The organism is Agrobacterium vacciniicorymbosi (genome assembly GCF_040427045.1).
Taxonomy (GTDB): Bacteria; Pseudomonadota; Alphaproteobacteria; order Rhizobiales; family Rhizobiaceae; genus Agrobacterium.
In genome coordinates this window covers 173,971-192,186 of sequence record NZ_JBETMF010000010.1, presented here as the reverse complement: position 1 = coordinate 192,186, position 18,216 = coordinate 173,971, and the positions used below count along the sequence as shown (strand labels likewise).

19 protein-coding genes are annotated in these 18,216 nt (G+C 58.1%); 11 read left to right on the top strand and 8 right to left on the bottom strand.

All coding sequences use genetic code 11. The annotated features are described in order from the left end of the window. Positions 1–49: 49 nt before the first annotated feature. Positions 50–1,138 carry a ubiquinol oxidase subunit II gene (gene cyoA, locus ABUK73_RS16855; RefSeq protein WP_353578276.1) on the bottom strand — a complete coding sequence of 363 codons (1,089 nt, stop codon included), beginning with the start codon at positions 1,136–1,138 and terminating at the stop codon, positions 50–52. Positions 1,139–1,453: 315 nt separating this feature from the next. Between cyoA and ABUK73_RS16850 the strand changes: the two genes are divergently transcribed. Next, a complete protein-coding gene (locus ABUK73_RS16850) occupies positions 1,454–2,779 on the top strand; it encodes an MFS transporter (protein WP_353578275.1) in 1,326 nt (441 codons plus the stop codon). A gap of 75 nt (positions 2,780–2,854) precedes the next feature. On the opposite strand, the gene ABUK73_RS16845 is transcribed toward ABUK73_RS16850, so the two are convergent. Next, positions 2,855–3,436, bottom strand: a complete 582-nt coding sequence (locus ABUK73_RS16845) for a TadE/TadG family type IV pilus assembly protein (protein ID WP_353578274.1) — start codon at positions 3,434–3,436, stop codon at positions 2,855–2,857. A gap of 8 nt (positions 3,437–3,444) precedes the next feature. After that, positions 3,445–4,029 carry a TadE/TadG family type IV pilus assembly protein gene (locus tag ABUK73_RS16840; RefSeq protein WP_353578273.1) on the bottom strand — a complete coding sequence of 195 codons (585 nt, stop codon included), beginning with the start codon at positions 4,027–4,029 and terminating at the stop codon, positions 3,445–3,447. A 284-nt stretch (positions 4,030–4,313) separates the two neighbouring features. On the opposite strand from ABUK73_RS16840, the gene ABUK73_RS16835 reads away from it, so the two are divergent. Together ABUK73_RS16835 and ABUK73_RS16830 are read left to right on the top strand one after the other, a co-directional pair. Then, complete coding sequence (locus tag ABUK73_RS16835) at positions 4,314–5,075, top strand: FadR/GntR family transcriptional regulator (protein WP_353578272.1); 762 nt, start codon at positions 4,314–4,316, stop codon at positions 5,073–5,075. 92 nt (positions 5,076–5,167) lie between these two features. Next, positions 5,168–6,034 (top strand): amidohydrolase family protein, encoded by an 867-nt coding sequence (locus ABUK73_RS16830; RefSeq protein ID WP_353578271.1) that lies wholly within the window; start codon positions 5,168–5,170, stop codon positions 6,032–6,034. A gap of 64 nt (positions 6,035–6,098) precedes the next feature. Here the strand turns inward: ABUK73_RS16830 and fabI are convergent, their stop codons facing one another. The 3 genes from fabI to fabA all read right to left on the bottom strand — a co-directional run bounded on the left by fabI (position 6,099) and on the right by fabA (position 8,726). After that, positions 6,099–6,905: an enoyl-ACP reductase FabI gene (gene fabI / locus ABUK73_RS16825; RefSeq protein WP_062451527.1), complete on the bottom strand. Its 807-nt coding sequence runs from the start codon at positions 6,903–6,905 to the stop codon at positions 6,099–6,101. A gap of 6 nt (positions 6,906–6,911) precedes the next feature. Next, complete coding sequence (gene fabB, locus ABUK73_RS16820; RefSeq protein ID WP_353578270.1) at positions 6,912–8,135, bottom strand: beta-ketoacyl-ACP synthase I; 1,224 nt, start codon at positions 8,133–8,135, stop codon at positions 6,912–6,914. Between the two features lie 75 nt (positions 8,136–8,210). Continuing rightward, a complete protein-coding gene (fabA, locus tag ABUK73_RS16815) occupies positions 8,211–8,726 on the bottom strand; it encodes a 3-hydroxyacyl-[acyl-carrier-protein] dehydratase FabA (RefSeq protein WP_113086307.1) in 516 nt (171 codons plus the stop codon). 304 nt (positions 8,727–9,030) lie between these two features. Between fabA and irrA the strand changes: the two genes are divergently transcribed. After that, complete coding sequence (gene irrA, locus ABUK73_RS16810) at positions 9,031–9,450, top strand: iron response transcriptional regulator IrrA (RefSeq protein ID WP_353578269.1); 420 nt, start codon at positions 9,031–9,033, stop codon at positions 9,448–9,450. 60 nt (positions 9,451–9,510) lie between these two features. On the opposite strand, the gene ABUK73_RS16805 is transcribed toward irrA, so the two are convergent. Beyond that, on the bottom strand, positions 9,511–10,560 hold the full coding sequence (locus tag ABUK73_RS16805; protein WP_353578268.1) for a Fe(3+) ABC transporter substrate-binding protein: 1,050 nt from the start codon (positions 10,558–10,560) through the stop codon (positions 9,511–9,513). A 175-nt stretch (positions 10,561–10,735) separates the two neighbouring features. Here ABUK73_RS16805 and rirA point away from each other — a divergent pair, with 175 nt between their 5' ends. The 7 genes from rirA (at position 10,736) to ABUK73_RS16770 (ending at position 16,917) form a co-directional block, all read left to right on the top strand. Continuing rightward, entirely contained in the window at positions 10,736–11,221 is a 486-nt protein-coding gene (gene rirA, locus ABUK73_RS16800) for an iron-responsive transcriptional regulator RirA (RefSeq protein ID WP_113086304.1), read from the top strand. A gap of 141 nt (positions 11,222–11,362) precedes the next feature. Next, entirely contained in the window at positions 11,363–12,400 is a 1,038-nt protein-coding gene (locus ABUK73_RS16795) for an AbrB family transcriptional regulator (protein WP_353578267.1), read from the top strand. A gap of 148 nt (positions 12,401–12,548) precedes the next feature. Further along, positions 12,549–13,460 carry a glycine betaine ABC transporter substrate-binding protein OsmF gene (gene osmF / locus ABUK73_RS16790; protein WP_353578266.1) on the top strand — a complete coding sequence of 304 codons (912 nt, stop codon included), beginning with the start codon at positions 12,549–12,551 and terminating at the stop codon, positions 13,458–13,460. A gap of 39 nt (positions 13,461–13,499) precedes the next feature. After that, complete coding sequence (locus tag ABUK73_RS16785) at positions 13,500–14,660, top strand: ABC transporter permease (RefSeq protein ID WP_353578311.1); 1,161 nt, start codon at positions 13,500–13,502, stop codon at positions 14,658–14,660. Continuing rightward, positions 14,657–15,595: an ABC transporter ATP-binding protein gene (locus tag ABUK73_RS16780; RefSeq protein WP_353578265.1), complete on the top strand. Its 939-nt coding sequence runs from the start codon at positions 14,657–14,659 to the stop codon at positions 15,593–15,595. The genes ABUK73_RS16785 and ABUK73_RS16780 overlap by 4 nt, the downstream gene beginning before the upstream one ends. Next, a complete protein-coding gene (locus tag ABUK73_RS16775) occupies positions 15,592–16,332 on the top strand; it encodes an ABC transporter permease (RefSeq protein WP_111840080.1) in 741 nt (246 codons plus the stop codon). The genes ABUK73_RS16780 and ABUK73_RS16775 overlap by 4 nt, the downstream gene beginning before the upstream one ends. A gap of 102 nt (positions 16,333–16,434) precedes the next feature. After that, positions 16,435–16,917 (top strand): gluconokinase, encoded by a 483-nt coding sequence (locus ABUK73_RS16770; RefSeq protein WP_353578310.1) that lies wholly within the window; start codon positions 16,435–16,437, stop codon positions 16,915–16,917. Here the strand turns inward: ABUK73_RS16770 and ABUK73_RS16765 are convergent. Continuing rightward, entirely contained in the window at positions 16,914–18,215 is a 1,302-nt protein-coding gene (locus ABUK73_RS16765) for an NAD(P)/FAD-dependent oxidoreductase (RefSeq protein ID WP_353578264.1), read from the bottom strand. The genes ABUK73_RS16770 and ABUK73_RS16765 overlap by 4 nt on opposite strands. Between the last annotated feature and the right edge of the window lies 1 nt (position 18,216).

Below are 18,216 nucleotides of genomic sequence, written 5' to 3'. Positions count from 1 at the left end.
ACGCTCAGAGCGGCGCGAACCTCGCGCGGCCCACATGCAATTCATTTCTTCAGCCAGCACTCTTGCCAGCGGACGACACGGCAGCCTTCGTATCTGGCAGAGCTGCCGGCTCGAATGTCTGGCCTTCGATGACCGCTGGCACAGACTGCGGGCCGGACGCTACGCCGTAAGGCGAAAGCGGCGTGCAGACCACGGAGTTCAGAGCCTTGGCGATATCGATGCCTTCCTTGCCGCCGCCGCCATTGGCGTCGATATGCATCATGTCACGCATGCAAAGCTTGTTGGGCTCGACGCAACGGTTGAGGATCGCGTCGTAAAGCTCCGGATCGACATTGGCGAAATACTGCACAGGCTCGCGTTCGCTCGGCTTTGCGAATTCGAGATATTCCATGCGGCCGAAGCCCTTGCCGCCATCCTTGGCCTTGGCAACCCACTGGTCGAAGCCTTGCTGGCTCATGCCATGGAACTTGAAGCGCATATGCGAGAAGCCAGGGCCGGAGAAGTTGGCCGAGAAGCCGTCATAGACGCCTTCCTTGTTGATGACCGCGTGCAGCTTGGTCTGCATGCCGCCCATGGCGTAGATCTGGCCGGCCAGCGCAGGCACGAAGAACGAGTTCATGGCCGTGGTGCCGGTGATCTTGAAGTTGATCGGCACATCGACCGGTGCTGCAAATTCATTGACGCTGCCAATGCCCAGTTCCGGGTAGAAGAACAGCCACTTCCAGTCCATGGCCACCACTTCAACGGTGATCGGCTTCATGTCGGCAGTGACCTGACGCTCTTCGTCGATGCGCTCGATTGGACGGTATGGGTCCAGACGGTGCGTCGAAATCCATGTCACGGTGCCGAGCATCAGGATGATGGCAACAGGCGCGGACCAGATGACCATTTCGAGGCGCGTGGAATGGTGCCATTCAGGATCGTAATCCTCCGCCTTGGCGGATTCTCTGTACTTCCACGCAAAGAACAGCGTGAGAGCCAGAACCGGAACGATGATGAGGAGCATCAAGACCGTGGAGGTGATGATGAGATCGCGCTGCTGGACGGCGATGTCACCCGAAGGATTCATCACGACGAGGTCACAGCCGCTCAAAAGCAGCAGCGACGAAATGGCCAGGAGGGCGGAGGGTATTTTCATAAGCGTGCGCACGTTTTGGGACTCGTACTGTTTTGGGTATTGTGGCGTATACTTATCAAACGTCATAAATGACATGAGGTAGTTTGTCGCGGTGCAACATAACTTTCAGACCGCAATCATTGCGGCGCATGAAAAGACATCTGAATGTAGAAAGTGACGCATTATCTCATAGGATGCCGCATGGGCAACCCCTTACAAGCAATCTTCATTTGACGGCCTTGAACCCCTGTGTGACAATCCGCCGCATGTGATGTGAACGGATGAGGAGCCGTGAGCGTTACACACATGGCTTGCCCATATGCAGGAGGGAATTTTATGAGCTACACGGACACGGCCTCTTATAAAGACCATAACGGAACGAACGGCCAGCCGACGACGCCTGTCGCTGTCGATCCCGATCGCATTACGATCGCGGTCATCCTGGCCAGAATGACGGAATTTTTCGACTTCTTCGTTTATGCCATCGCATCGGCGCTGGTCTTCCCTCACGTCTTCTTCTCGTTTGTCGATCCTCTTACGGCAACGCTCTATTCCTTCGCAGTTTTCTCGCTCGCCTTCATCGCCCGTCCGATTGGCTCTCTCCTGTTTTTGCAGATCGACCGCAAGTTCGGACGCGCCGTCAAATTGACCGCAGCGCTGTTCACGCTCTGTGGATCGACCATGGCGATCAGCTTCCTGCCGTCCTATGACGACGCAGGCATGCTCGCGCCGATCCTGCTTGCCGTCTTCCGCATTGGGCAGGGCGTCGGCCTTGGCGGTGCATGGGATGGTCTCGTTTCGCTTCTGGCCATGAATGCGCCGGAGAGACAGCGCGGCTGGTACGCGATGATGCCGCAGCTGGGCGCCGCCATGGGCTTTGGTCTGGCCAGCGCCTTCTTCATCATCTTCACCACACAGCTGTCCAACCCGGAATTCCTGGCATGGGGCTGGCGCTTCCCATTCTTCGTCGCGCTCGCACTCAACGTTCTGGCGCTCTTTGCCCGTCTGCGCATGATCGTGACACCCGAATTCCAGACCATGCTGCAACAGCATGAGCTGGAACCCAAGCCGATGTTCCAGATGCTGCGCAACCAGTCCCGCGTCGTTGTGACCGGTGCTTTCGTGCCGCTGGCGAGCTTTGCGCTCTTCCACCTCGTCACCGTGTTTCCGCTCAGCTGGGTTTCGCTCAACACCAATCAGAGAGTGTCCGACTTCCTGTTCGTGCAGTTCGTCAGCGCCATCATCGCTGGCGGCATGATCGTCGTTTCGGGTGTGCTGTCGGACAAGATCGGTCGTCGCAAGCTGATCGGCATTGCCGCCGCCCTCATCGCGATCTTCAGCTTCATTGCCCCGATTCTTCTGGCATCGGGCGATATCGGTCGATACCTCTTCGTCCTGATCGGCTTTGCGCTGCTCGGCCTTTCCTTCGGCCAGTCCGGTGGTGCGCTCGCGTCCCGCTTCAGCCGTGAATATCGCTATACCGGTGCGTCTTTGACGTCGGATATCTCGTGGCTGATCGGTGCGGGTTTTGCGCCGCTGGTCGCGCTCGGCTTCTCGTCGAAATTCGGCCTGTTTGCGGTGGGGATTTATCTTCTCTCCGGCGCACTCTGCACCATCGTCGCGCTGTATTTCAGCCGGACGCTGGATATGCCGTCCGAATAAGACACGTCGAAACCAAAAACGCCGCGGGATCAGATCGATCCCGCGGCGTTTTCATGTCTCGATGTCCGTAGCGGCTCAGCAATCGCCGCAGGTGATTGGGTCGGCTTCACGCTTGGCGAAGTAATAGTCGCGACCGATGGTGATCGGCCTGATCGATGTTGATACCGATGACATGAACATCAAAAGCGTGTGCGGTATCGTCAGCTCCGCATGCACCAGAAACGCGTTGGGCTGGCGCAGATTATCGGGAATGTTGACGATGGAATTGACCGCATAAGGCCGCTTGTCATCCTGATCCCAGGACCAGCTGATCTTCGCGATCTTGTTAGCATCCACCTGAATGCCGCTGATCTTCAATGTCAGGCCGGTGGTGGCATAGGGCACGAAAATCCCGGCGGCAACATCTTCCATCGTGTTGAGAAAGGCCTTGTTGACGGTCTGCGGCTGCGAGGCCAGATCGGCGATGGCGCCCGCTGCACGGGTCGCGCGCTTATAGACGCTAAAACCGATCGTCAGCTCGAAAGCGGTGATGTAAAGCGCCAGCAGTAGTGGAAAGATGATGGCGAACTCTACCGCGCCAACGCCCTGCTTGTCCTGCTTCAGCCGTTTGAAGGTCTGCACCAATGCGCGCAAAGCGCGTTTTGACTGTGTCATCATCGGCACGCTCACTGATAGGCCTCATTGCGGAAGGCATCCGTCGCAACGATCAGAAAATGGGATGGCATGGAACCATCCCTTGGACGGATTTTGGTGAGGTATGGACGGACCAGATCGGTGATGACCGGCCAGCGATAATAGACCCGCAGCATATTGATGGAGATGGGACCGCCCGGTGAAAATCCGAAGGCCGAGGAATCCAGATCGTAATATTCTCCGTTCGGCACCAGCGGTATGGTTTTGGGAATGGCAGCGAAGGTGCCGAATTGCCGAAGATCGATATAGAGCTGTTTGGGCGTCTTGATCTCTTCTGCCGAGCAGGTGATCAGGATAGAGACCTCGGCACAGAACTGCTTTCTGAACTCTTCCTGCGTGATCGTGCTGGCGATTTGCCCCGTGCGCAGCTTGCGCGCCATGGTGTCTGTCGCATTCGTCACCAGCTGCTCGGCCATCATTGCCAGAAAGGTTTCTATGATGGCGAAAACGACGACGAAATAGGGAATGGCCAGAATGGCGAATTCGATGGCTGCCGTGCCATCACGCGAGCGCGCAAACCGCCGGGCCAGTGGGAATTTGGAAACCAGTGATCGCATCGAGCTTTTTCAATCTTCATGACGGGAAAGCATGTCTGCCCGAAAGCTTTTATGCGATACAATTATATGGCGGCTTCGTTTACATTTTCTTTCGTGAAAATATCGCATTTCCTGTATTGGAACGATTCCTTGCATTCCCGGCCAAATTACCGGAGATCATATCAGTGAATGCCGGAAATAATATAAATATTGCCTATTTTGCTGAATTACTGGATATTTGCAGAATATAAACGATAACGAAGACAGCCCGCATCAGCGATGTCTCAAATTGCCTGGAGTGAATATTGGCCAGCTTCAATGAAACCGTCGAAGGCGGCGCGAAAGAAAGTTCCTCTATCGGACGCGCTGGCGGCTCGCTTGTCAGCCAGACGGCAGATGCCCTGCGTCAGGCCATCCTATCCGGCGTCTACAAGCCCGGCGACAAGCTGCCCAGCGAAGCGGGCCTGACAGAGCTTTACAAGGTCAGCCGCACTGTTGTGCGCGAGGCAGTCGCCGCCTTGCGTGCCGACAAGCTGGTCGAAGCACGCCATGGTGCCGGTATCTTCGTGCTGACCCTGCCCACACAGCAGCCACAGCCGTTTCAGGATGTGGACCACGACCGTATCTCGTCCATCATCGAACTTCTGGAACTGCGTGCTGCCGTGGAAACCGAGGCAGCGGAACTTGCCGCCGTGCGCAGGTCTCCGGCACAGGAAGAGGCGATCATCCGTTGCCTGTCCGCCGTTCAGGACTGCATCGAGAACGGCAAGCCGACCGCCGAAGCCGATTTCAAGCTTCACCTTGCCATTGCCGATGCGACCAACAATCCGCGTTTCCGTGAGTTTCTGGAAGTGATGGGCCAGAATGTCATTCCGCGCGCAGCCCTTCGCTCGTCGCAATCCGAAAAAGCCGCGGCCTCTTATCTGCAGCAGCTTCAAAAAGAGCATGACGCCATTGCCCATGCCATTTCAGACGGCGATGCCGCTGCCGCCCGCGAAGCCATGCGCCAGCATCTGAAGGGAAGCCAGCAGCGTTACCGCGCCATGCTGCGTCAGGTGGAACGCTAAGGCCTTATACCCGCGAAAGCACGTCCATGCGTCGCAGGAGGACGCATGGCGCTTTCCGTATCAAGCAGGGCCATGATGCCCGGAGGAACCTCATGACACTGACACGAACATTCGAGGGCAGACAGCCGCGCATCGCCATGCCCAAAGGCGCCATCGACACGCAAATGCACATGTATCTGCCCGAATTTCCGGGGCTTGCCGGTGGACCGCCCGTGCCCGAGGGCACGCCGGGACCGGATGAATATCGTCGCCTAATGACATGGATCGGCATCGACCGCGTCGTCATCACGCAGGGCAATGCACACCAGCGCGACAATGGCAATCTCATCGCCTGCCTGCGCGCCATGGGCAACGTCGCCAAGGGTGTCGCAGTCGTCACCCGCGAGACGCCGCTGGATGAATTGCAGGAACTGATCGAGGTCGGCGTCGTCGGCGCACGCATCATGGACCTGCCCGGCGGCGCAGTCGATCTAACCCATCTGGAAGAGGTCGACAGCATTGCCCAGGAACTCGGCTGGTGCATTGCCGTCCAGTTCGACGGCTCCCACATTCTCGATCACGAGGAACGCCTGTCGGCCATCAAGAGCCGCTGGATTTTCGACCACCACGGCAAGTTCTTCGCAGGCGTGACACCGGATAGCCCGCAGATCGCAGCACTGAAGCGGTTGATCGACAAGGGCAATTGCTGGTTCAAATTTGCAGGCTGCTACGAATCCAGCCGTTCCGGCGGACCCGATTTCGAAGACATCGCCGCCATCGCCCGCGTGATTGCCGAATACGCCCCTGATCGCATCATCTGGGGCACCAACTGGCCACACAACAATGCAAAGACCACCGCGGAATATCCTGACGATGCCGACCTGCTGGACACGGTCTTGTCATGGTTGCCATCGGAGGAAGCCCGCCACAAGGCGTTGGTGACGAACCCGGAAGAACTCTTCGGTTTCGACCCGGTCTGAGTGGAAAGCAGATAACAAAAAGCCCGGCATGACCGGGCTTTTTTCATTGTATGAGTGCTTCGCCTTATTCGCTGTCTGCGTTGTAAAGCACTTCCAGCGTCGGGATCGACGTGATGTTGAAGCCGCCATCAACGTAATGACATTCGCCGGTCACGCCACGCGACAGGTTGGACAGAAGGTAGAGCGCGGAGCCACCGATATCCTCGATGTCAGGCGTGCGGCGCATCGGTGCATTCTTCTGGTTCCAGGAGAAAATCGCGCGCGCATCCGAGATGCCAGCGCCAGCCAGCGTGCGAACCGGACCGGCTGAAATGGCGTTGACGCGAATACCCTTCGGGCCGTAATCCGCAGCGAGGTAGCGCACGGAGGCTTCGAGAGCCGCCTTGGCCACGCCCATGACATTGTAGTTAGGGATGACGCGCTGGGAGCCATTATAGGTCAGCGTCAGCATGGAGCCGCCATTGGTCATCAGCTCGGCAGCCCGCTTGGCGATTTCCGTAAAGGAGAAGCAGGAAATGACCATGGTGCGGCTGAAGTTTGCCCGCGTCGTATCTGCGTAAAGACCCTTCAACTCGTTCTTGTCGGAAAAGCCGATGGCGTGGACGACGAAATCCAGCGAACCCCAGCGCTCACGCACGGCATCAAACAGGGCATCCACCGAGGCGATATCCTCGACGTCGCAGGGAACGATGAAGTCGGAGCCGAGTTCTGCGGCCAGCGGCTTCACACGCTTGCCCAGAGCCTCACCCTGATAGGTAAAGGCAAGCTCCGCGCCCTGGGCGGCCAGCGCCTTGGAAATGCCCCAGGCGATGGAGTGGTTGTTTGCGACACCCATGATGAGGCCGCGTTTTCCCTGCATGATGCCATTCATGGGCAATTATCCGTTGTAGCGCTGGAAGACGAGCGTAGCGTTGGTGCCGCCGAAGCCGAAGGAGTTGGACAGAACCGTATCGATCTTGGCATTGTCGATGCGCTTGCGAACGATGTTGACGCCTTCGAATTCAGGATCGAGCGTTTCGATATGGGCGCTCTCGCCAATGAAACGTTCCTGCATCATCAACAGACCATAGATGGATTCCTGCACACCGGCAGCGCCGAGCGAGTGGCCCGTCAGCGACTTGGTGGACTGGACATGCGGAATGTTGGCGCCAAACACTTCGCGGATCGCGCCGATTTCCTTGCTGTCGCCAACAGGTGTGGAAGTGCCGTGGGTATTGATGTAATCGACATCACCCTTCACGGTCGCTAAGGCCTGACGCATGCAGCGGATAGCGCCCTCACCCGATGGCGCGACCATGTCGTAACCATCTGATGTTGCGCCGTAACCGACGATTTCGGCATAAATCTTGGCGCCGCGTGCCTTGGCATGTCCCAGCTCTTCCAGAACCAGAACGCCGGCACCGCCAGCGATGACGAAGCCGTCACGGTTGGCGTCATAGGCGCGCGAAGCGACCGATGGCGTGTCGTTATATTTGGAGGACATGGCACCCATGGCGTCGAACAGGTTCGACATGGACCAGTCGAGGTCTTCATGGCCGCCCGCAAACATCACATCCTGCTTGCCCCACTGGATCATTTCCGCTGCGTTGCCGATGCAATGCGCAGAGGTCGAGCAGGCAGACGAGATGGAGTAGTTGACGCCGTGAATCTTGAACCAGGTGGCAAGCGTGGCGGATGCGGTCGAGGACATGGCCTTCGGCACGGCGAACGGACCAATGCGCTTGGGGCTGTTGTTCTTCAGCGTGATATCCGATGCCTCAACGATGGTGCGGGTGGACGGACCGCCCGAACCCATGATGATGCCGGTGCGCTCATTGCCGCTGATGACGCTTTCTTCCAGACCGGAATCGGCAATCGCCTGCTTCATGGCAACGTGGTTCCACGCGCCACCCTGGGACAGGAACCGCATGGCGCGACGATCGACCAGATCGGTCGGGTCGAGCGATGGCTTGCCCCAGACCTGGCATTTGAAGCCGTGTTCGGCAAAATCCGGTGAGAACGAGATTCCCGACTTCGCATCTCTTAGGGACGCCGTAACCTCTGCGGCATCGCTGCCGATCGATGAAACAATACCGAGGCCGGTGACTACAACTCTTCTCATAAAGTTGACCTTTTCTTTGTTTGCCGACTGACGTGTCTGTTCTGGGCGGAAACCGCCACGCACAAACGTCAGGGGTCAGGCGGTCTTTTCTTTCGACAGGCCGACACGCAGGTCCGACGCTTGATAAATGGTTTCGCCATCGGCCTTCAGCCAGCCGTCGGCGGTGCCGAGAACCAGGCGACCGCGCATGACGCGCTTGAAATCGATGCCGTATTGAAGAAGCTTTGTTTCCGGGCGAACCATGCCCTTGAATTTGACTTCGCCCGTAGAGAGCGCCATGCCACGACCGGGCTCACCCAGCCAGCCGAGGAAAAAGCCGGTGAGCTGCCACATGCCGTCGAGACCGAGGCAGCCGGGCATGATGGGGTTGCCCTGAAAATGGCATGGGAAATACCAGTCGTCCGGAGACACATCATATTCCGCGCGAATGAAACCCTTGTCGTGGGCGCCGCCCGTTTCGGAAATTTCAGTGATGCGGTGAACCATGAGCATAGGAGGCAGAGGAAGCTGCGCATTGCCGGGGCCGAAGAGTTCGCCACGTCCACATGCCAGAATTTCCTCGTAATTGTAGCTCGATTGCCTCGTTGCCATATTGCTTCCGTTTCCCCGTTGACCAGTTGTTGAACGACTTCTGTAGAGCAAGTTAGGTTCAAAATGAAGCGCCACAAGGGCAGCTTGCATATCCGGCCACGTCTCGCTCTTTTCAGAGGCCTCGTCTAAACATGGCGCCCGCATACAGGAAGCGAAAGGCCGGAACCAGAGGAAATTTGCAAAAACCGCCGCTTTGCAGCCAATTGCCGCGCTTGGCTGGCGGAAACTATTGAAAGCACTGCTCGTAAAAGTTATATGCTTTCTAAATTGGGTTTATTTCACCGGTTTTTGGGGCCGAATGAGCATGGCATTTGACGCCACACTGGATATCGGAACACGGTTGCGCCGCTTTGGCCTGCGGCCAACACGTCAGCGCGTGGCACTGGGCGACCTTCTTTTCGCCAAGGGTGACCGGCATCTGACGGTTGAAGAGCTGCATGACGAAGCCGTGAGCGCTGGCGTGCCGATTTCGCTGGCAACCGTTTACAACACGCTGCACCAGTTCACCGAAGCCGGGCTGATCCGCGTTCTGGCTGTCGAAGGCGCCAAGACCTATTTCGACACCAACGTGTCGGATCACCATCACTTTTTTGTCGAAGGTGAGAACGAGGTTCTGGATATTCCGGTCAACAACCTGCAGATCGACAACCTGCCGGAACCACCCGAGGGCATGGAAATTGCCCACGTGGACGTGGTCATCCGCCTGCGCCGCAAGCGCGGCTGATCCCGCACCGAGTGCCGCTTCGAAGACGGCACTCACATTGTCCTTCCAGCTTAGCCGATATCAGTTCGACGGACCGTCGTTGAAGCCGACCTCGTCAACCAGTTCGGAGGCTTGCCTGCGGTGGGCCGCAATCTCCGTCAGCGACAGCGTGTCCGGCTTGATCGGCCCGAAATTCTTCACCACGTCAGAGGGCTGCGCGCCGGGAAGAACCGGATATTCGAAAACCTGCTTGGCATAGATTTCCTGCGCCTCTCCGGACGCCAGGAATTCCATGAGCTTCAGGGCGTTATCCTTATTGGGCGCATATTTCGTCATCGCCACGCCGGAAATATTGACGTGTGTGCCACGGTCATCGGCATTGGGGAAGATGACGCGCACGGAACCGCCCCAGACCTTCTCTTCCGGTTCCTGCTCATTGGTCAGCATCAGGCCGACATAATAGGTGTTGCCGAGCGCGATATCGCATTCGCCGGAATAGATGGATTTGGCCTGGCTGCGGTCGGTGCCATCGGGCTTGCGCGCCAGATTGTTCTTCAGCGCAGTCAGCCATGTGCGGGTGTAATCCACGCCATGATGGGCGATCATCGAGGCGAACAGCGCTATATTATAGGAGTGCTGGCCATCGCGAATGCAGATCTTGCCCTTCCACTTCGGGTCGGCAAGCTCCTCATAGGTGATGTCTTTCTGGCTGACACGATCCTTGGACGCGTAGACCACGCGTCCGCGCGTCGTGAGACCAAACCACTCGCCTTCTGGGTCACGCAAATTGGCCGGGATGTCCTTTTCGATCACCGGATCATTCAAGACCGGCTGGGTGACCTTGCCTTCCTTGGCTTCGACCAGCCGGGCAATATCGACGGTCAGCAGAATATCGGCAGGGGAATTGACGCCTTCGGCCTGAATGCGCTCCACCAGACCCTTGTCCAGAAACAGCACATTGGTCTCTATGCCGGTCTCCTTGGTGAAGGCGTCCAGCAATGGCTGGATCAGTTCCGGCTGACGGTAGGAGTAGACATTGACCTCACCACCCGCAAAAGCTGTGGACATTCCGCCACTGGCAACCGATGTCGCAGCCGCAATCGCACAAATCACGGATTTCATGCTTGCCATGGGAAATGCCTCCGATAAGTTGGATTCTTGAGTTGTTTGTTCATGAATCGAATGAGCGGTCAACAGGGCAAATGTGAGATGGAAAAATCCGTTAAAGAATTTTTCATTTCTGGAATTGTTCTAAACTGAAAAAGCAACTATATAACTCCACAATTACCGGAGTTAGGAGATCAGCATGCGTTTGACCAAACAGACCAACTATGCCGTCCGCATGTTGATGTATTGTGCTGCCAACGACGGCCACCTCAGCCGAATTCCAGAAATCGCAAAAGCCTACGGCGTTTCGGAACTGTTCCTGTTCAAAATTCTCCAGCCGCTGAACAAGGCTGGCCTGGTGGAAACCGTGCGCGGTCGCAATGGCGGCGTGAAGCTCGGCAAGCCTGCGGACAAGATCAGCCTGTTCGACGTGGTCAAGGTCACCGAAGACAGCTTCGCCATGGCGGAATGCTTTGAAGACGGTGCTGTGGAGTGTCCACTGGTCGATAGCTGCGGCCTCAACTCCGCCCTTCGCAAGGCGCTCAACGCGTTCTTCGACGTGCTGACGCAATATTCCATCGACGACCTCGTCAAGGCGCGCCCGCAGATCAGCTTTCTGCTGGGTCTGGAAGACACGATGGCAAAGCGCCGCCCTGTTGCAGCCGTGGCCGCACCTGCCGCCTGAATATGACCGCATGACGATTTTTAACCCGCGGACCTCGTTCGCGGGTTTTGTTTTTTTAAAGGCTTCATGGTTGACGGCGGCGGCTGAAAGGGCGCAACTGGAAACCGAAATCCGCCTCTTCGATTCCCCTTAGTATTCGCAATGATCATCAAGCCAGACCTCCAGAGTTTCATTCTCACTGCCATCATTGGCAGCATCGGCGCTCTGGTTGCATTTATGCTCGACTTCCCGGCACCCTTTCTCTGCGGCCCGGCCCTTGCCGTCACGCTTGCCGGGCTTGCCGGTCTGCGGCTTTCGGTTCCCAATCTGCTGCGCAATGCCACATTCGTCATCGTCGGCATTTCCATGGGAACCAGCGTGACGCCGGAGGTGATCGGCGCTGCGAAGACATGGCCGCTGAGCTTCCTCGCCGTTCTCGTCACCGTCGTCATTCTTCTTTATGTCGCCTACTGGATTTTGCGTGGCTTCGGTTATGATCGCACCACGGCCATGCTGGGCGCCTCGCCAGGCCATCTCAGCTATATCATCAGCCTGACGGCGGAAACGAAGAGCGATCTGGCAACCGTTAGCGTCATCCAGAGCGTGCGTGTGCTGGCGCTAACGCTCGCCGTGCCGTTCATTGTCGAATATCTCGACCTGATCAGCATCGAGCCGCCGATCCTGCCTCTGCCCATGCATTCGGTCGTACTCGGCTTAACCATTCTGGCGTCGCTGGTTGTCGGCTGGCTGTTCATGCGCTGGCGCTTTCCCGCAGCACTTCTGCTGGGTGGCGTGGCCGTATCGATTGGCATTCACATCACCGGCCTCACCAGCGGCGGCGTGCCCAGTTGGCTCAGCCAACCCACCTATATCGTTCTCGGCAGCCTTATCGGCACCCGCTTTTCCCGCGCATCGTTGCGGGACATGCGAAAGGCCTTTCTTGCCGGCGGTGTAGTGACGGTCGTCGTCATGGTGCTCGCCTCCGTCATTGCCGTGTTCGTCTCCAGATTGACCGGCGTGCCGCTCAACGCCGTCATGATCGCGTTTTCACCGGGCGGGCTGGAAACCATGGCGGCCATGGCCGTGATGATGCACGCAGACACTGCCTATGTCGGTTCCCACCACGTCTTACGCCTGCTTTTCCTCTCCGTGCTGATGCCGCTTGTCATGGGCAAGGATGCGCGCCGTAAAGCCGACTGAGTTCATTTTAGTCGCTGCGTATAAATTCAAATTCGGATGCAACCATTTGGCTCTCGGTTTCGTTACCGCCTACTGAATCGGGGAACCATCGATTTCATCGACATCACGCGTTCCCTCTGGCCCGCACCCGTTCCCATGGAGATTGTTGATGAAGCGTTTGATGAAGCTGACCGGCGCAGGATTGGCGCTCGCTCTTTATGCATCGATTGCGCAGGCGCAGGTGGTTGTGTCGTCCAAGATCGACACCGAAGGCAGCGTCCTCGGCAACATCATTCTGACCGTTCTCAACAAGAACAATATCGAGACGACCGACCGCATCCAGCTGGGCGCTACGCCGGTCGTACGCAAGGCCATTACGGCGGGTGAGATCGATATCTACCCTGAATATACCGGCAACGCTGCCTTCTTCTTCGAAAAGGCCGACGACCCGCTCTGGAAGGATGCGTCCAAAGCCTATGAAGAGGCCAAGACGCTGGATTACGATGCCAACAAGATTGTCTGGCTAACACCTTCGCCTGCCAACAATACCTGGGGCATCGCTATCCGCAAGGATATTGCCGACAAGAACAATCTGAAGACGCTCAGCGATCTCGGCAAATACGTTTCCGGTGGTGGCCAGATGGTTCTTGCCGCATCGTCGGAATTCGTCAATTCCGCAGCCGCCCTTCCCGCCTTCCAGAAAACCTATGGCTTCACTCTGAAGTCCGATCAGCTCATCACCCTCTCGGGCGGTGATACCGCAGCAACAATCGCTGCCGCTGCCAACCAGACCAATAATGCCAATGCAGCGATGGTTTACGGCACGGATGGCGGCATTGCCCCGTCCGGTCTCGTGGTGCTGGAAGACGACAAGAATGTGCAGCCGGTCTACCAGCCTGCACCGATCATTCGCGAGGCGGTTCTGAAGGAACATCCCAATATCGAGCAGCTGCTGAAGCCCGTCTTCGAAAAACTCGATCTCAAGACCCTTCAGGAGCTGAACGGTCGCGTACAGGTGGGTGGCGAACAGGCGAAAAACGTGGCGCTGGACTTTCTGACGAAGAACGGCCTCATACAATAAGAGGCGACTTTGCAGCGCGCCCTCTCTGCCCCTCAACGTCTGACGTTTATGCCCGATAAGGTGGGCGCACTGATTGCTGCCTTGCTGGTCTATGCCCTCGCTGCTTTGCCCTTCGCGACGTTCCGCGCCAACCGCATCATCCAGGGCGAGACGCGCGGCATCCTCGATGCCCTGCCGCCTCTTGCAGGATATAGCCTCATCGCAATCGTCATCGCCGCAGCGGCGGTGGCGTTTTTTCGCAGCGAAACGAAGCTCCGGCTTGTTTCGGCACTTATCGGCCTTGCCGTTCTTGCCTTCATGATTGGCCTTTCGGCCTCCCATCTCACCCCCGCTGAAAACACCTATGCCCGCGTTTCCCCGGCCAGCGGCTTCTGGCTGTTGATGGCGGGTTTGATCGTGATGGCGACGGATGCGATTGCGCGGCTCGATCCCAAACCCGCCATTCGCGTGCTGCTGCTTGTCGTGGCGCTCGCCCTTGTCGGCACCATGCTTGCCTCCGGGCAATGGGATGATCTTTCCCTGTTGAAGGAATATCAAAGCCGCGCCGATATTTTCTGGACGGAAGCCTTTCGGCACGTGCAGCTCGCCATCGGATCGCTGTTTTCAGCCGTTCTGGTTGGCATTCCGCTCGGCGTTCTCTGCTACAAGGTGCAGAAGTTGCGTGCTGGCGTGCTGAACAGTCTCAACATCGTTCAGACCATTCCCTCCATCGCGCTGTTTGGTCTGCTGATTGCCCCGCTGGGATGGATTGCCGCCAATGTTCCCGGTGCATCGGATCTCGGCATTCGCGGCATTGGCATGGCCCCGGCCTTCGTCGCCCTGTTTCTTTACTCGCTGCTGCCAGTCGTTTCCAACACGGTCGTCGGGCTGGACGGCGTTTCGAACTCGGTGCGGGAGGCGGCACGCGGCCTCGGCATGACAGGCTGGCAGCGGTTGATCAAAGTGGATTTCCCGCTGGCGCTGCCCATCATCCTCACCGGCATTCGCATCGTTCTCGTCCAGAATATCGGCCTTGCCACCATCGCGGCCCTCATCGGCGGCGGCGGGTTTGGTGTCTTCGTCTTTCAGGGCATCGGCCAGACGGCAATGGATCTCGTTCTGCTGGGCACGATCCCGACCGTCGTTCTAGGATTTACAGCTGCCATTCTTTTGGATGCGCTGATCGACAGCAATCTTTTCAAGCGCGGGAGCAACGCATGATCGAGGTCGAAAATCTGACCAAGGACTATGACGGCGCGACCGTCGTCGACAATGTATCGCTGACGATGGAAGCCCGCAGCATCACCGTCATCGTCGGCACCTCGGGCTCCGGCAAGACGACGCTTTTGCGCATGATCAACCGTCTGGTCGAACCGACATCCGGCATCATCCGCATCGACGGACAGAATATTCTGGATATGCCCGGCTACCAGCTTCGTCGCAGTATCGGCTATGCCATTCAGGGCCACGGGCTTTTTCCTCACCGCACCGTGGCGCAGAACATTGCGACTGTGCCCGAACTGATCGGCTGGGACCGCTCCCGAATCGACGCCAAAGTGACCGAGCTTCTGGAGCTTTTTCAGCTCGACCCCACCCTTTATGCAAACCGTTTTCCCAACGAACTCTCGGGCGGCCAGCAGCAGCGTGTCGGCGTGGCCCGCGCGCTGGCGGCGGAGCCGAATATTCTCCTGATGGACGAACCCTTCGGTGCGCTGGACCCGATCATCCGCGCCAAGGCTCAGGAAGATTTGCTGGCGATCCAGAAAAAACTCGGCGTCACCATCGTCCTCGTCACCCACGACATGGATGAGGCCTTCCATCTGGCACACCGTATCGCCGTGATGGACAAGGGCAAAATCGTTCAATACGGCAAACCCGCCGAACTGGTGCGCAAACCGGCAACGGATTTCGTGCGCACCATGATCGGTGAGCGGGAAAGACCGCTCCGGCTGCTCTCCGTCGCAACCGTCGGCGAGATTGTGGAGCCGGGAGAGGCCGAGGGCGAACCTTTGCCCGCCGCGACCAGCCAGCGCGATGCTCTCTCCGCCATGCTCTGGACCGGGCGCGACACATTGCCCGTGACCGGGCCGGATGGACAGGCGGCAGGACGCATTCGCCGTGAGGTCTTGCTACACAATGCAGCGGGGTCTGCATGACGAAGCGGCTCGGTCCTTTTCTGCTGGCCGCACTCAGCCTCCTGCTCATCACCTTCCTCGTGAAGCCAGAGCTGTTCGAACCCGTGTTCAAGCCTCTCGTTCAGACCAACGCCCCGGCCATCTACATACAGGCCAATCTTCTGTCGCTGACCCTGTCTCATCTGGCGACGGTCGCGATTGCCACGGGCGCTGCCATCGTCATTGCCGGGACGTTGGCCATTCTCGTCACCCGGCCATTCGGGCGGGAATTCCTGCCGCTGTCGCGCAGCATCGTCAATATCGGCCAGACTTTCCCGCCCGTCGCGGTGCTGGCGCTTGCCGTGCCGATCATGGGTTTTGGTGAGAAACCGACACTGATGGCGCTGTTTCTCTATGCGCTGCTGCCGATCTTTGAAAACACCATCACCGGCCTCACTACCCTTCCTCCTGCTATTGTCGAAGCGGCGCGCGGGTCTGGCATGACTGGCTTCCAGCGTCTGTGGCGCATCGAACTGCCGCTTGCGCTGCCCGCCATTCTTGCGGGTATACGGCTGTCTGCCGTCATCAGCTTGTCCACCGCCACCATCGGCTCGACCGTAGCAGCGCGCACGCTGGGCGAAGTCATCATTGCCGGGCTACAATCCAACAATCTCGCTTTCATTCTTCAGGGCGGTCTTATCGTCGCAGCCCTTGCCGTGCTGATCCATAGCGGGCTATCCATGCTGGAAGCAAAAGCAGCCCGGCGTGCGGGCTACTGAATTGCGCGCAGAAAAGATGTCCGCCCGGTAGCGTCATGCTGTAGGCGGATGAAGATCGAATGAGAAGATGCAGAGGTTTTCGTGAAACAGGCAATCATCGTCATGGGCGTCAGCGGCTGCGGCAAATCCACCGTGGGCGAAGAACTGGCGGAAAAGCTCGGCATTCCCTTCATGGAAGGCGACAAGCTGCACCCGGCTTCCAATGTGGAGAAAATGGCTGCGGGTACACCGCTCAACGATGACGACCGCTGGCCATGGCTCGATCTCGTCGGCGCGGAACTGCGCAAAGGCTATGAGGCGGGCGGCATCGTCATTTCCTGCTCCGCACTGAAGAAGACCTATCGTGATCGACTGCGCAAAGCCTGCGGCGGCCCATTGGCCTTCGTCTATCTGGAAGGCAGCGAAGCGCTGCTAACCAAGCGCATGGGTGCACGCACCGGTCACTTCATGCCACTCTCGCTCTTGAAGACACAGCTCGCCACGCTGGAAGTCCCAACCGGCGAGCCCGGCGTCGTCACTGTCAGCATCGACGCCACGCCAGACGAAATCACCGAGAATGCCCTGAAGGGTCTGTCGGCTCTCTAAACACCCAGCCTGTCGCGCAGGCCATACCACCACGCGCCGAGCATGGTGAGCGGCACACGGAACGTCTTGCCGCCCGGGAAGGGATAGTTCGGCAGCGACGACCAGACATCGAAGCGTTCCGCATGGCCTGCGACCGCCTCACCCAAGATTTTGCCCAGAAGCTGCGTGGTCGTCACGCCATGGCCGCTATCGCCATGGGAGAAATAGACGTTGGGTGACAGGCGTCCGATATGCGGGATGCGCGTTAGCGTCAGGGCGAAATTGCCGCTCCAGGCAAAATCTATCTTGGTGTTTTGCAATTGCGGGAATGTCTTCAGCATATTGGGTCGGATGACGCTGGTCAGGTCCGCAGGATCGCTGCCGCCATAACCGATGCCGCCGCCATAAAGCAGGCGGTTGTCGGAGGTACGGCGGTAGTAATCCAGGATATAATTGGCATCTTCGACGCAATAATTGGCCGGTAAAAGCTCTTCGATCAGCGCCGCATCCAGCACCTCCGTCGCCATGACCTGGCTGGACACCGGCATCATCCGCTCGCCGATTTCCGGCAGCAAACCGCCGAGATAGGCATTGCCGCAGACCAGCACATATTTGGCTGCCACTTTGCCCTGCGCCGTCCGCACCACAGGGTTTGAGCCCTGCTCGACGGCAATGACGCGCGAGTTTTCGAAGATGCGCCCGCCGAGGCTTTCAATCGCCGCTGCTTCGCCTAAAACATAATTCAGCGGATGGATATGCCCGCCGAAACGGTCGATCATACCGCCCGCATAACGGTCCGACTTCACATATTTGCCGACCTCAGCCTTGGAGACCATCTCCAGTCCGGTATGGCCGTGCTTTTCCCAATTGGCCTTGTTCTCAGCCATTTCCTTGATCTGCTTGGGCGTAAAGGCTGCAAAGAAACCGCCATCGACCAGATCGCAATCGATAGTGTATTTCGCGACCCGGTCACGAATGATCTGCCCGCCTTCCAGCGACATCGCACCCAGCTGTGTTGCCTTTTCCCGGCCATAACGCCCGGAGATGGTTTCGAGGTCGCGGCTGTAGCCATTGACGATCTGGCCACCATTGCGTCCGGATGCGCCAAAGCCGATCCGCTCGCCTTCCAGAACGATGACGGAAAAGCCCTTTTCCGCCAGTTCCAGCGCAGCCGAAAGACCGGTAAAGCCCGCGCCGATGATGCAGATATCCGCATCCTGATCGCCTTGCAGCGTTGTGCGCACCGTCTTGTTGTTCGCAGACGCCGCGTACCATGAGGTCGTATGGCCGGGATTGGGGGTAGCGGTTACTTTAGCCATC